This is a genomic window from Streptomyces sp. NBC_01474, from assembly GCF_035918215.1.
Taxonomy (GTDB): Bacteria; Actinomycetota; Actinomycetes; order Streptomycetales; family Streptomycetaceae; genus Streptomyces; species Streptomyces aureus.
Genome location: NZ_CP109449.1, coordinates 10504405 through 10518460, shown reverse-complemented (window position 1 = coordinate 10518460; position 14056 = coordinate 10504405). Strand labels below are relative to the sequence as shown.

The following is a 14056-nucleotide window of genomic DNA, read 5'->3' as shown; positions in this document are numbered from 1 at the left end:
GAAGCCGAGGCCGCGTCCGAAGCCGAGGCCGCGTCCGAGGCCGAGGCCGCGTCCGAGGCCGAACGGCTCCGCAACGCCCTTGTCGACAAGATCCAGGCCGATGGCCACGCCCGCACCCCGGCGGTCGAGGCCGCCCTGCGCGCCGTGCCCCGGCACCGGTTCGTCCCCGAAGCGCCGCTGGCCGACGCCTACGCGAACGCGACGGTCGACATCAAGTACGACACCGACGGGGTCCCGGTCTCCTGCGCCTCCCAGCCCGGCATTGTCGCCCTCATGCTGGACCAGCTCCAGGCCCAGCCCGGTGAGCGCATCCTCGAACTCGGTGCCGGCACCGGATACAACGCCGCCCTCATCGGCCACCTCGTCGGCCCCGACGGACACGTCACGACCATCGACGTCGATGACGACCTGGCCGAGGGCGCCCGAGCCCGCCTCGCCGCCACCGGCTTCACCAACGTCGACGTGCTGACCGGCGACGGAGCCCTCGGCCACGCCGAAGGGGCACCGTATGACCGGATCATCGCCACCGTCGGCGCGCACGGCGTCCCTGATGCCTGGCTCGAGCAACTCGCCGCCGGCGGCCGGATCGTCACCCCGCAACGGCTCAAGGGCAGCGTCTCGCGTTCCATCGTCTACGAGCAGCACGAGGGCCGTTGGGTGTCCCGCGGCAGCGCGATGAACTCTTTCGTTCCGCTGCGCCGGGGCATCGCCGACGATGACCGGCGTGACATCCCGCTCGCCGCGGACGGCACGGTACGGCTCCACGCGCCTGCGGCCCAGAACATCGATGCCGACGCCCTGGCCGGGGTGCTGGAGCAGCCGCGCACCATGGAGTGGACCGGCATGAGCGTCCACGCCATGGAGTCGCCGGAGTGGATGGAGCTGTTCGTGTCCTGCAGCGTGCCGTCCGGCCTGGTCCGCATGCACTTCCCGCAGGCCGCCAAGGGCACGCTGCTGACACAGGACCCCTACCCCTCGTCCACCGCGGCCGTTGATGAGGGCGCCGTCACCTATCTCGCCCGCCGCCTGTCCGACCACAAGACGTCCGAGGGCGGCACGTTGTGGGAGTTCGGCGTGATCGGCCACGGACCCGGCAGTGATGAGCTGGCCGCGAAGGTCGCCGACGCCATCCGCACCTGGGATCGTGACTACCGCGGCCGGGAAGCCACCTTCGAGCTGCAGTCTCTCGATGCCCCCGCCGTCGAGGAGCGGCCCGGCCGGTTCGTCATCGACACCCCCCTGAACCGGGTCCTCGTCGCCTGGCAGTGACACCCCGCCCCCACGGTCGCTGCCCGGCGGCCACACGCCGACGGGCACCGTCGTTCCCGCACTTCTCCGCTCCCCCCGGGGCCATCTGTGGGGCGGCCGGCTGGACGTGGTGGGGCTTTGTCGTGGTCCGCGATCGCTCTGCGCCGCGCGAGCCCTGGATCGTCACGACGTTGGTGTTCGTCGCCGTCACGTCGGTGCTGTGCACGGTGGCCTCGGCCGACGCCCCGTTGCTCTCACCGATCGTTTCGAAATGGCCACAAGCAACCATCGATGGGTGATCTCGGATCAAAGTTGCGTCAAGGCACCGTTCACCGGGGCTGTGTTGAGACCTTACGGAGGAGCTCTTCAGTGGTACAGGTCTGGTCGGGGTCCAGGACGAGACAGATGTTGAAGCCTTGGTCATCGTGCTGAACCTGGGCTTCGAGGTCGCACCAGCTGTTCGGATCGCCGTTGTTCGCCGACACCGTGAACGACTCGCCTTCGGTCACCGAGTCCGAGGCTGTGAAACTCTGCGGTGAGCCGTCCTGCACCCAGAACTGCCAGCTGCCGGCCGCCATGCTCGTGGAGCACTTGTAATCGGGCACGGCATGGTTGATCCCACTCGCTGTCAAACTGTGATCGGCCGACATGTGCACTGTGGCGCCGGCCGCATTGCCCCAGTCGCCGACCAGGTCGCCTTGCTGGATCACGGCCGCTTCGCCGCCGGCGCCGGCGCACGAAGTGCATGTTCGTTCCGGCGTTGCTGAGGTTCCGTCTGGCGGCTGCGGCGGCGTCCCGACGTTCCCACCGGACTGCGCTGGAACAGGCGGTTTTGCGCCTTGGACCTGAGTCACTGCTGTCTCCGTTACTCACAGTTGCTGGGCGAGTCGGGAGACCCTTGCAGGCATCCAGAGCGCCGGCGGGAGCTTCTACAGAGTCTTCACCCTCGGCTTCATCTCAGCGTGCTGTCGGCAGGTCGGCCCCACTGCTATCCCGAGGTCGATGACGCACTCACGTCGAGGACCGTGCCCGGGCGCATAAGCATGGAGGCCGCCGCGAGGTTGGGCCACACCGTCGTCACGTCCCGCCCGCTGCGGCGAGATGCCGAGCTATCCCCCAGATGAGACAACTTCAGGTGTCTGGAGAACCGTCGAACTCGATCTCGTACCACCAGCCCCTGCCGCGGGGCAGCGTTGGCACGGCCTCGGCAAGGGCGACAGCAACGGGGTACTCCACCTGGCCAGCCTGCGGCGGCCGAGCCGCGGGTGCGCGTTGGCCTAGGCTGCGCGGGCGGCGCTCGCGGCGCGACTCGCCAGTGCCCGAGCACGCGGGTAGGACTTCTCTGTTCCGTCGAGTCAGCGTTTGACACGGTTGCGGACGGCCAGGAGCGCCAGGCCCAGAAGGACGGGCTCGGTCACACGGGACGCCATCTCGATGTAGGTGCCGGAAGTGGTCAGGTCTTGGTCGGCGGAGCGGAACACCACTGAGTTGAGGGTGACGTTCAGGGCCTGTTCGAAGCGCTCGCCGGTGAACCTGTCCCCGGTGGGGTTCTGGGGATCTGCCTTGTCGATCTCGAAAGTGACTTTGCCTCCGCCGGCCGGGACGGTGCCGGTCGCTGCCTGCTTCGGGGCGTCCTTCGGGAGCCCGAGGCCCATCAGCAGCACGATGGTGACGAGCATGGCGGCGCCGAGCCACGCCAGTGCCCGGGAAGCGCGCATGCCGTAGCCAGACAGCGCCCAGTAGGCGGTCAGAAGACCCCGCTCGCTTCGGGGTATGTCGTCGGCGTGGCGGCGCATCTCCATCTCCCCGTAATAGAAGTCAGCGGCCCCAGGCTCGTGCTTGCCATCCTCGAACGCTTTGCGAAGCGCGCGGTACACCGGCGCCAGTTGCAACGGCCCGACGCGCCCGGCGCCGTACACGGCCACGTTCCAGCCCGGGACGGCCCCTGGTTGGCTCGCGCGCCAGTGGTGTTCTTCGGCGAGGGTGCGGCGTTGGGTGAACCGGATCGGACGCCAGCCTCGCCAGTGCATTGCGGGCGGGACCGTGTCGAAGGTGCATGCGCCCTCGGAAGATTTCAAGTCCAGTGAGACGGTCGTGACGCTATGAGGTTTGTGGTGCGGGTTCCTGGCGTTTGGCCGGGTCGTTGATCCAGGCGGTCTGGGGTATCTCGGGTGGTCGGGGGCGGCGGCCGAAGCGTTCGGGGTGGCGGGCGTATGCCTCGGCGAGGGTGACCGCACGCTGGTCGCGGACCTCTTCGGCGGTTCCGAAGTGGACGGAGGCGGGGGTGTGCCAGCCGATGCCCGAGTGCCGGTGCTCGTGGTTGTAGTACGCGATGAACGCGTCGAACCACTCGCGGGCGTGGGCCAACGAATCGAACCGTTCGGGGTAGTCCGCCATGTACTTCGTGGTCTTGAACTGGGCCTCGCTGTAAGGGTTGTCGTTGGAGACCTTCGGCCGCGAGTGCGACCGCGTCACGCCCAGATCGATCAGCAGCTGGGAGACCTTCTTGCTCGTCATCGAGGTGCCGCGGTCCGCGTGCACGGTCTGGGGCACGATGCCGTTGCGGGCGATGGTCTCGCGGATCAACTCCTCGGCCCGCACGGCCGATTCGGCCCGCTCGACGGTGTGGCCGACGATGTACCGGCTGAAGATGTCGATGATCACGTAGGCGTGATACCAGATGCCCTTGACCGGTCCGGACGCCTTGGTGATGTCCCAGGTGAACACCTGCGAGGGCCCGGTGGCGACCAGCTCGGGCACTGCCTTGGCGGGAAGCACTACAGGTCAGAGCGTCGTCAGCAAGCCCTGGGCCTGACAGTTCAACTGAGACGACATACCCGTCGTGGCCGGCGGAGTGGCAGCGGCACTACGCCGTGGTGCGGGAGACGCTCGCCGAGGAAACCATCCTCGCCTATGTCGAGCCGGGCGTCACCGTGCACGGGATGAACATCGGGAAATGGCTCGCCAAGCAGCGCAAGCCCGAGGCGTGGGCCGCCCTATCCGACGGGCAGCGCGAGCGTCTGGAGGCCGTCGGCGTCGTCCCGCAGGCACCGAGGCCGGAAGCGCCCGCCAAGCCGTCCACGGCACCCGTGAGCGCCTTCGAGCGGGGCGTTGCAGCCCTGCAGTACAAGGCCCGCACGGGCTCCCTGACGGTCCCCAGGGGTCACGTAGAACGACTCGAGGACAGCGCCGAAGTCCGGCTTGGGGTGTTCCTGTCCAACACCAAGACCAGGCGCGCCAAACTCACCCCCGAACGGCTCGCCGCCCTCGCCAACCTCGGACTCGACTGGGCAGCGTGACGTCGCGCTACTGCGTCCGGGTAGGCGTGATTGTAGAAAGTGAAGATTCCCGGAACGTTGTGCGTCCCGGTCAGCATGCGTGGGACGCAGCCAAGCCCCTGGGGGAGTTGCAGTTCTCAGCTGTCTCAGGCCGCGGTCGTCGGGTTCGCTGATTCGGCGGCGCGGCGGTATTCGGCGTTGATGCGCTGGGCCTCTTCGAGCTGGTCTTCGAGGATGACGATGCGGCAGGCGGCCTCGATCGGGGTGCCCTGATCGACGAGCTCACGCGCGCGGGCCGCGATGCGCAGCTGGTAGCGGGAGTAGCGGCGGTGGCCGCCCTCGGAGCGCAGCGGGGTGATCAGGCGGGCTTCACCGATGGCACGCAGGAAGCCCTGGGTGGTGCCGAGCATGGCGGCGGCTCGGCCCATCGTGTAGGCGGGGTAGTCGTCGTCATCGAGACGGCCGAATGAATCGTCTGCTGTCATTGCACCTCTCTGTGGAACGCGGGGAGGGGCCCTGGTGCCGTATGGCACCAGGGCCCCGAAGGAACTGCTACACCATCTGCCGGCCCTGGTACTGCGCCGGCCTTCTGTGTCCGCACGCCCACCCGGGAGAGGACGGGGAATGCGGGGATCGCGGTTGCTTGACCGGAGACCACCTCACTATCGATGTCCTGCGGTACCCGGGCTCAACACTCCGCCCGGGCGATCCTGATGGCGCTCAACTCCTCCGTTCTTCCCTCTTGACCAACACTTACCAAACGGGAACTGCGGAACTGCGTACTGCTGGTTACTACGAACTGCTCGTGGCCTCGAACAGCGCCACTCTTCGGCAGCCAGCCCCGTCGCCCGTCCTGCGTCTGCTCTGGCTTAGAACCCCACTGCCGAACCTCCCGGCACGCGCGCCCGCAGCCGACGCCTTCACCGAGGTACTGCTCACTGACTTCACTGCTGGGTACTGCGAACTGCACTTACGGGTACTGCCACGGCGGCCCCTGATTACTGCGAGCCACCCGGTCCGGTCGCCAGTCCCGTCGCCGTCCTGCAACAACCCTGGCTTCGGAACTCCACCACCGCACCGTCCTGCCAACTGCAACTGCATGTACTACTGACCGGCAGTTCGTCTCTGCCAGGCCCTGCTCGATCTCGGCTACGAGAGAAACCATAGCCACGCCGCCACCCAATGTCTACTCCGGTCAACATAGATTTCCGCGTGTTCGACGGTGAGGTAATCGACCTCAAACGTGGACGGAGGTCAGCGCCTGTCACTGCGAGGGTCGGCGGGTGGCAGCCGGGGCCTGTGCAGCGGTCAAAGGAGCGGGCATGGCGATCCCAAGGCCAGGGGGACCACACAAGGAGGGTCAACGCCACACCCACCCGTTCATCTGCTGGCCGATGAGGCCCTCGGCGCGGGCTATGGGTGAAATGGTGGGGTGCCGCAACGGCGGAGGCCGTACGGGCCCCCAGGTTCGGGGCGGGCCCAGGCGTCCGTTCAGGGCTCCTATGCGGACGGCCACATCGCCGTCCCCGGCGCCGAGCGCACCACGGACTTCGACTGATCCAGCCCCAAGGTCCAGCCACCGAGCCTGAAGAGCTGCCGGCACGACAGGCCCGGCCTCCATGAGGCCGGGCCCGTGACGGACGCAGCGGGACTACTGAGTGCGGATGGCTCCGCGGTCGATGAGGCCCTGGATGTAGGGCGGCCAGTCCCGCTCCAGGCTCGCAGTGATCGCCGCGTGGACCTCGGCACGGACCTGCGGGGTGACGTGCTCGACTTCGCCGTCGCGGTAGTGCAGGCGCAGGCCCTCGCGGCTGGCGTCGCACAAAATGGCGTGGGCCTTCTGCATGAGCGTCATGTAGAGCTGCGGGACCGGGGCCTTGGTGAGTTCGTCGATGACGGCCTCGTAGTCGATCCCCAGGTCGCCCCACTCCTTGCCCTGCTTGTCGAGCCAGAGGGTGACATCGGAGAAGAAGACAGCCTTGCCCGGCCCCTCGGCCGGATCCCGGGCCAGGCCGCCCGCGAGGTCGAGGGCGGTGCCGGCCTCCTCGCTGACGAGGCCGCGCGGGATCGTGCGCGGGGCGATGGCGAGCGCGCACTCGCCCCACCCGTCCTGGGTCCGCTCCGGCCAGGGCAGCCCCAGCACCAGCCACCCCTGCGGATACTGCAACGCGTTGCTCACCGTGTTCTTCCCCCTCATGGTGACATCGATGGTCCGTGTCGATCCTTCCGCCCTCCAGTGACGGCGGACAAGACGGCCTCCAGCCAGTGGTGCACCGGGTCAGATGCGCTCGCGGTCGCTGTGGTGCACCGAGTTGAGACCGATGAGCAGGCGAGGCGCTGCTCCAAGACGTGGCCGAAGGCGGAGTCGAGAGCCGCGCACCCTACGGCGGCATCGACCCGGCCCTGGTAGGACGTTGCGGTCCCTAATGTCGGCGTACACGAGAACGTCCCCTGAACCGTTCCGGATTCGGTAGAGACTCGATCGTTTGAGAGGATCGAGTCATGGCACGTCCCTAAGAATGTGAGGTGGTCCGGGAGGACCGGGTATGGCTGATGGCGCGTTGCCCTCGAGGGCTCGGAAGGAATGGCCGCCCGGTCCTCTGGGACGCTCCGACCTCTGATTGAGAACTGCGGTCATCGCTGGTTAGGGACCTGTCGGCGGGGTGTACTTCGGACCATGTAGTGCTGGTCACGAGGGATACGGAGCGACGGGCTCTGGAGCGCCGCAAGGTCCGCGGCGCTGAGGCCGTAGCGGCGAAGGCAGTGGAGGCCGCCCAGTCGCAGATGACCGCGCTGCCGGGCGAGAAGCGTGCCGCGAAGCTGGTCTGCGATCTCGCCCACCAGCTTCTGACTCTGGATGAGCGGATCAAGGACAACGACCGGGAGATCCGCGAGACCTTCCGCGCCGACGAACGCGCCCAGATCATCGAGTCGATGCCCGGCATGGGCCCCATCCTGGGCGCGGAGTTCGTCGCCATCGTCGGCGACCTGTCCGGCTACAAGGACGCCGGCCGCCTCGCCTCGCACGCGGGCCTGGCCCCGGTCCCGCGGGACTCCGGCCGCCGCAGCCCTCTCTGTCAGCCTTGGGTGAGACGTTCCGCTTCGGCGGGTTAGCCTGAGAGGGCACGACAGGAGAACCACCCCCTCATGACCAGCACCAAGCCCGCCGGATCCGACCCGGCTCCCAGGCCAAAGCGCCGTTCCTTCAGCCCGGAGTACAAGCTGCGGATCGTGGCCGAGTACGACGCCGCACCCAGGAACGAGAAGGGCGCGGTCCTGCGCCGCGAGCGCCTGTACCACTCGCATGTCAAGGAATGGCGGGCTGCGCGGGACGCCGGGGCCCTGGAAAAGCTGGTCGACAAGCGCACCAGCCCGGCCCGTCCGAAGAAGTCGGCCGCCGAGGCAGACAACGAGAAGCTGCGCCGCCAGGTGGAACGGCTGGAGAAGGAACTGGCCCGGAACAAGGCCGCGCTGGAAGTCATGGGAAAAGCTTCCGCGCTCTTGGACATGCTCTCCGAGAGCGCGGACTGAAGCCCGCCGCCGACCCTGTCGTGGACGAGGCGTTCACCGGCGTCGAGGCTCAGCTGGGCATCACGGCCACCTGTCGGCTGACCGGCCGCTCCCGCGCCACGCACTACCGCCGGCTCCGGCCCCCGCCACCACGCAGAGCACGCGCCCCGCAGGTGCAGCCGTCGGCCCTGACGGCCCAAGAGCGGGCCGCGGTACTGGAGTTGATGAACGGCGACGAGTACGCCGAGCTGGCGCCCGCGCAGATCTGGGCCCGCGAGCTGGATGCCGGGCGCTATCACTGCTCCGTCTCGACGATGTACCGGATCCTGCGCGAGCAGGATCAGTCCGGCGAGCGCCGAAGACAGGCCACCCATCCCGCCAAGGCAGTGCCCGAGCTGGTCGCCACCGGGCCCTCGCAGGTGTTCACCTGGGACATCACCAAGGCGTCCGGACCGGTCAAGGGCATCTGGTATCACGCCTACGTGATCATCGACATCTTCAGCCGGTACATCGTCGGCCACACCGTCGAGCGGGCCGAATCGGCCGTGCGGGCCGAGGAGTTGATCCGCGAGACCATCGCCCGCAACGGCATCGTGCCCCAGACCGTGCACGCGGACCGCGGCACCTCGATGACGAGCAAGAAGGTCTCCCAGCTGCTGATCGATCTGGGCGTGACGCGGTCGCACTCGCGGCCGAAGGTCTCCAACGACAACCCTTACAGCGAAGCCCAGTTCAAGACCACGAAGTACATGGCGGACTACCCCGAACGGTTCGATTCGCTGGCCCACGCCCGCGAGTGGTTCGACGCGTTCATCGCGTACTACAACCACGAGCACCGGCACTCGGGCATCGGCTGGCACACCCCCGCCTCCGTCCACTTCGGAACCGCCGAAGAGGTCCGCGACCAGCGCGCGGTCACCCTCGCCGAGGCATACGCCCGCCACCCCGAACGCTTCGGCCGCCGCCCCCGACCACCCGAGATACCCCAGACCGCCTGGATCAACGACCCGGCCAAACGCCAGGAACCCGCACCACAAACCTCATAGCGTCACGACCGTCTCACTGGACTTGAAATCTTCCGAGCGGCAACTACCACCGCCCCAAGCGCTACAACCGGCGTCACATCTTCTACCTGGCCGCGCAGACCGCGATGATGCGGCCTGGCCCCTCCCGGGACTACTACCTCAAGAAACGAGGCGAAGGGCTGTTGCACACCCAGGCCCTGCTCGCGCTGGCCAGGCGACGGGTCGATGTTCTGTGGGCGATGCTGCGTGACAAGAGGCTGTTCACCTCCGCCCCGTCGGTCACGCAGACGGCTTGACTCGGTCATTGAGATTCCTTCCCAGTACCCGCTTGAGCTGCGCCGTCGTGCGGTGCGGATGGTCGCCGAGGTGCGGCCGGAGTACGACACCGAGTGGGCCGCGATGAAAGCGGTGGCCCAGAAACTGGGCATCGGCACGACCGAGACGCTGCGCAAGTGGGTACGGCAGGACCAGATCGACGCCGGTGCCCGGCCGGGCACGACAAGCGAGGAGTCGGCCGAGCTGAAGCGGCTGAAGAAAGAGAACGCCGAGCTCAAGCGAGCCAACGACATCCTCAAAGCCGCGGCTTCTTTCTTCGCGTCAAGCTCGACCGGCCACACACACGCTCGTAGCGTTCATCGACGAGCACAAGGACCGCTTCGGCGGCGTCGAGCCGATCTGCCGGGTCCTCACCGACCACGACTGCAAGATCGCCCCCTCCACCTACTACGCCCACCACAAACGCCAGGCCAAGCCTGCGGCCCGGACTCTGCGCGACACCGAGCTCAAGACCCTCATCACGCAGGCGTACGACGCCAACTGCCGTGTCTACGGGGCCCGGAAGATCTGGCGGCACCTGAACCGGCAGGATGTCGCGGTGGGCCGCTGCACCGTCGAGCGCCTCATGCGCGACCTCGGGATCTCCGGCGCGGTCCGCGGCAAGAAGGTGATCACCACGATCCCCGACGCGAGTGCGGAGCGAGCACCGGACCTGGTGGACCGTGATGTCGTCGCCCCAGCGCCGAACCGTTGCTGGGTCGCCGACTTCACCCACGTCGCCACGTTCGCCGGCGTCGTCTACGTCGCCTTCGTCGTGGACACCTTCTCCCGCCGCATCGTCGGCTGGTCCGCGGCCACATCGAAGGAAACCCGGCTCGTCCTGGACGCTCTCGAGATGGCCCTGTGGCAGCGCGACCGCGACCAACACCCCTACAAAAAGGCGAGCTGATACATCACAGCGATGCCGGGTCGCAGTACACATCGTTCGCACTCGCCGAGCACCTCGACCGAGCAGGCATCGCCGCGTCGATCGGCTCAGTCGGCGACGCCTACGTCAACGCCCTGATGGAGTCCACGATCGGCCTGTTCAAAACCGAGCTGATCAAGCCCCGCCGCCCCTGGAAGACACTATCCGAGGTCGAGCTGGCCACCGCCGAGTGGGTCGACTGGTACTGCCACCGCCGACTGCACGGTGAAATCGGGCACATCCCACCCGTCGAATACGAGACCAACTACTACAGCGAGACCACAAAACCCCAGGTCACAGTCAAGATCTAGTGTCTCGATCGAACCCGGAACGGTTCAGTCCCGCGAGTGACCAGCCGGGTTCTCCAGGCGGAGAGTGGTGATTACGGGGGCACGCCCACAAATTCTTATCAGAAAGGCGGTTCGTCGGGCCATTGCGAGATGCTGACCTGACTAGCGACATCGGCGAGCCCATCATCTTTGAGAGAACCCGCGTATTCTGACCGCTTGGGCCAAGGGATAGCTTCGAGCAGGGCGCGGTGCATCCCAAACCGGTTATGTGACGGGATCCCGCTGAGTTACTCCTTCAGGCTGTCGTCATCGTCCTCAATTGGCGTGTCGGGAAACACCGCATGGTCGCCCCGTTACCGTGCGGGGGTCGACCACAAAGGACTGCCCGGCGGCTGGCGGGTAAGGGCTCCCTCAGCCGCGTACCGGCGTAGCCCGATCGAGAGGATCTGGACCTTGAGCGATTTTTCCCGCCGCTACCTGCTCAGGGCGTCAGCGGCCGCCGGCGCCGGGGCGGTCGTCGTCCCGGGCCTTATGGCCGCAGGCGCGCCGGACATTGCGGCCGCGAGCACCTCGGGCCTTCTGGCCGCGAGCGACCCGACTAAAGGGTCGTCGGGATGTCGGCCGGCGAAGCTGACCGGTCACATCGTCCGCCCCGGTGACGCTTCGTACACGGATGATCGCATCGACTACGACCAGCTGTTCTCCCACTACCCGCTGGTCATCGTCTTTGCCCAGAAGACCCAGGACGTGGTGAACGCCCTCACCTGGGCGCGGCAGCACAACGTCGCACTGCGGGTACGCAGCGGCCGCCACGCCCTGGAGGGCTGGTCGAACATCGACAACGGCATCGTGATCGACGTCAGCCAGCTCAAGTCGGTCCACATCGACGCCGACGCTCGTATCGCGACGGTCGGCGCCGGCCTGACCCAGCAGGAAGCGGTGACGGCGCTCGCCAAGCAGGACCTCGCGGTCACGACCGGAAGCGAGGGCAGCGTCGGCCTGGTCGGTGCGACGGTCGGCGGCGGCCTCGGCCCCCTCAACCGCTACCTCGGCATGGCCTGCGACAGCCTGATCGGGACCGAGGTCGTCGTCCCGTCGGGTCGCGAATGCGCCAAGGTGATCCGTGCCGACATGAAGGACCACTCCGACCTGCTCTGGGCGCTCCGTGGGGCGGGAAACGGCAACTTCGGAATCGTCACGCAACTCACCTACAAGGTGCAGCCGCTCAAGCGCATCGCCTATGTGCAGGCGACCTGGGACGGCCTTACGGACCTGCATGGGATCTTCGATGCATGGCAGCGTACGGTTCCGTTCGCCGACAACCGCCTCGGATCCGAAGTCGAGATCCACAAGTCCCAGATCCTGCTGTTCGCGTGGCTCGCGGAGGGCACGGAGGCAGAGGCCAGAAAGTTGCTGGCCCCGATCCTGTCGATCGGCACGCCCGATGTGAAGGTGCAGGTCGGTAACTGGGGCCCCATCTTTGCCGGAGCCCAGGTCCCGCGCTCGCAGGAGCCCGCCAACGTGAAGTTCTTCTCACAGTTCGCCAAGAAGCTGTTCCCGAAGAAGGCGATCGACGTCATCGGCTACTACATGCGAAACGCTCCCACGGAGGACAGCAACTACTTCGTCGATGCCTTCGGCGGGGCGATCAAGAAGGAGCCCCGCGGCGGCACCGCGTTCGTGCACCGCGACGCGATCTTCTACGGCGAGATCGGCGCAGCCTGGGGGACTCCTTCAACGACACCAGGCGTCTGCGACCCGCTCACCTCGACGTGCCAAGCCTGGACCGCCGAATTCAGCCAGGCGATGCGCAGCTTCGTGGACGGCGCCTACGTCAACGTGCCGAACGTCGGCATGCAGGAGTGGGAGACCGCCTACTGGGGGAGACGCCACTTCGAGCGGCTGCGCGAGATCAAGGCGAAGTACGACCCCTACAACGTCTTCCAGTACGAGCAGAGCATCCCGCCCGCGTCACGCTGATCGACAGTTCGCCGTCGGGGCCCCGCCCCGGTCAGGCTCGGCCTTTCACGCAGAAGGGCCCGACGCAGTCGAAGGGGTGTCGTTAGCCTCGATCTTGCATGAGGGATCGTCAGCTTGCTGACGATCCCTTTGCTCGCTCAGAACAGTGCTGGGCCCTCGCCGCTGGTGTCCACGATGACTGGCCGGAACTGGGCAGGGAGGCCGTCCAGGCGGTCAGGACCGGCCGCGGCGGCCACGGCAGGGGCCGTCTCGGCCAGCCAGGTGCGAAACCGCTCGGCGGCTTCGCGGTAGGGGACTCGCGCCAGGACACGGTGCTCGCCAAAGGGGCAGAAGTCGACGGCGACCGTGAGCAGGCAGGAACGGGGCGCCTGGTGACTGCCCGTCCAGGACACGTGCAGGACACCGCAGGGTGTGCGCCCGCGGGGAGCGGGGTGGGTCGGGCGCAGCGATCGGCAGGCTGTGTGGGCGGTCCATGCGGCGAGGTGGGGCAGGGGCAGGGTGGTGCGTGCGCGGCAGCCGGGGCAGCGGTGCCAGTGGCGGAGCCAGTCGTCGGTGTCGGTGTGGAAGAGGCGTGTGTAGCGGTTCGCCACGCGGATGTCGTTGCTGTACAGGTGGTCGGGGCGTTCCAGTGTGTTGCAGGACTGGCAGAGGGGGGCGCGGACGTAGCCGTGTTCGTGGCAGTGGTCGAGGACTGTGGCGGGCGCAGTGCGGCAGACAGCGCACGCCCACCCAGCCACCCTGCGGGAGGTACCGGGCTTCCTGCTGAGCACCGAGTACAGCTGGCCTTCCAGCTCTTTGTTGTACGGGCGCAGTGAGGCGGTGGGGCCCTCGGGGCTCGTCGTCTGCCGACCGCCGGCCTCTCGGGCCTGCCGGGGGTAGGAGGGCGGCTCCGTGACGGCTGCGCTTGCCTGGCGGGTCCGCGCGGCTTGCACCCACTGCGTTTCGGCGTGCTCGGCCGCATCCAGCAGCCTGACCACAGCGCGCGGCAGCCACCACGTCCGCCGCGTCCCGTCGCGGGTCTGCTCCACGAGTATCTGTCGCCAGTCGATCCCCGCCAGATGGTACGGCCGGCCGACTTCACGTCGTGCTGCCCGCGCGGGGCCGCCCAGCTCCTGCAGTTCCCCCGTGATGCGCCGGCGCCAACGCAGCGGCGTTTCCTCGTTGCACTCCTGCCTCGGCGCCCCACGAAACGGACCGATGCGGACCAGGTCCTGCCGATCCATCCCCACCGCGTTCAGTTCCGCGGCCGCCCGGCGCACCTCAACCTCCGGAACACTCCACTGACCGCCGCTCGCCCTCACCGTCGCCACCACACGGCCGCCGAGCAGGACGTACCCCACCCGGGCACGGGCAGGAGAGCAGGTGAATGCCCCAGAAGCCGTCGGCACAGCACTGTCGGCCGTCAAATCGACCCACAGAGCGTCCGCGGCACCCAGGGTGATCAGGCCGTCCGTGCGACCGGGCATGACACGCTCTGACATA

Annotated in this window: 10 protein-coding genes and 5 pseudogenes; 9 read left to right on the top strand and 6 right to left on the bottom strand. The window is 67.7% G+C overall.

The genetic code is table 11. The features are described 5' to 3' along the window. Positions 1-54 precede the first annotated feature (54 nt). A pseudogene (gene fxlM, locus OG758_RS48510) lies at positions 55-1269 on the top strand (methyltransferase, FxLD system); the annotation flags it as partial. Positions 1270-1577: 308 nt separating this feature from the next. Here fxlM and OG758_RS48505 read toward each other — a convergent pair. From OG758_RS48505 to OG758_RS48495, 3 genes and pseudogenes are all read right to left on the bottom strand, one after another. After that, complete coding sequence (locus OG758_RS48505; RefSeq protein WP_326708016.1) at positions 1578-1958, bottom strand: hypothetical protein; 381 nt, start codon at positions 1956-1958, stop codon at positions 1578-1580. A gap of 645 nt (positions 1959-2603) precedes the next feature. Further along, positions 2604-3341: pseudogene (locus OG758_RS48500) on the bottom strand (pentapeptide repeat-containing protein); the annotation flags it as partial. Positions 3342-3348: 7 nt separating this feature from the next. After that, positions 3349-4026, bottom strand: a complete 678-nt coding sequence (locus OG758_RS48495) for a transposase (RefSeq protein ID WP_442810405.1) — start codon at positions 4024-4026, stop codon at positions 3349-3351. On the opposite strand from OG758_RS48495, the gene OG758_RS48490 reads away from it, so the two are divergent. Further along, complete coding sequence (locus tag OG758_RS48490; protein WP_326716288.1) at positions 4008-4547, top strand: helicase associated domain-containing protein; 540 nt, start codon at positions 4008-4010, stop codon at positions 4545-4547. The two genes, OG758_RS48495 and OG758_RS48490, sit on opposite strands and share 19 nt — an antisense overlap. A gap of 125 nt (positions 4548-4672) precedes the next feature. On the opposite strand, the gene OG758_RS48485 is transcribed toward OG758_RS48490, so the two are convergent. After that, complete coding sequence (locus tag OG758_RS48485; RefSeq protein ID WP_326715745.1) at positions 4673-5011, bottom strand: MerR family transcriptional regulator; 339 nt, start codon at positions 5009-5011, stop codon at positions 4673-4675. Between the two features lie 947 nt (positions 5012-5958). Between OG758_RS48485 and OG758_RS48480 the strand changes: the two genes are divergently transcribed. Beyond that, the gene (locus OG758_RS48480; protein ID WP_326715744.1) at positions 5959-6084 is read left to right on the top strand and encodes a hypothetical protein; all 126 of its coding nucleotides are present in this window, start codon (positions 5959-5961) and stop codon (positions 6082-6084) included. A 93-nt stretch (positions 6085-6177) separates the two neighbouring features. Here OG758_RS48480 and OG758_RS48475 read toward each other — a convergent pair whose 3' ends face one another. Beyond that, entirely contained in the window at positions 6178-6705 is a 528-nt protein-coding gene (locus OG758_RS48475; protein ID WP_326715743.1) for a hypothetical protein, read from the bottom strand. A gap of 536 nt (positions 6706-7241) precedes the next feature. Here OG758_RS48475 and OG758_RS48470 point away from each other — a divergent pair. From OG758_RS48470 to OG758_RS48445, 6 genes and pseudogenes are all read left to right on the top strand, one after another. Further along, a pseudogene (locus OG758_RS48470) lies at positions 7242-7595 on the top strand (transposase); the annotation flags it as partial. 78 nt (positions 7596-7673) lie between these two features. Continuing rightward, positions 7674-8057, top strand: a complete 384-nt coding sequence (locus tag OG758_RS48465; protein WP_326708052.1) for a hypothetical protein — start codon at positions 7674-7676, stop codon at positions 8055-8057. 20 nt (positions 8058-8077) lie between these two features. Next, a complete protein-coding gene (locus tag OG758_RS48460; protein WP_326708051.1) occupies positions 8078-9082 on the top strand; it encodes an IS3 family transposase in 1005 nt (334 codons plus the stop codon). A gap of 35 nt (positions 9083-9117) precedes the next feature. Continuing rightward, a pseudogene (locus OG758_RS48455) lies at positions 9118-9357 on the top strand (IS110 family transposase); the annotation flags it as partial. A gap of 13 nt (positions 9358-9370) precedes the next feature. Then, positions 9371-10615 (top strand): annotated as a pseudogene (locus OG758_RS48450) (IS3 family transposase). Between the two features lie 432 nt (positions 10616-11047). Next, positions 11048-12574, top strand: a complete 1527-nt coding sequence (locus OG758_RS48445) for an FAD-binding oxidoreductase (protein WP_326715742.1) — start codon at positions 11048-11050, stop codon at positions 12572-12574. 137 nt (positions 12575-12711) lie between these two features. On the opposite strand, the gene OG758_RS48440 is transcribed toward OG758_RS48445, so the two are convergent. Then, the gene (locus OG758_RS48440; protein ID WP_326715741.1) at positions 12712-14055 is read right to left on the bottom strand and encodes an endonuclease domain-containing protein; all 1344 of its coding nucleotides are present in this window, start codon (positions 14053-14055) and stop codon (positions 12712-12714) included. Between the last annotated feature and the right edge of the window lies 1 nt (position 14056).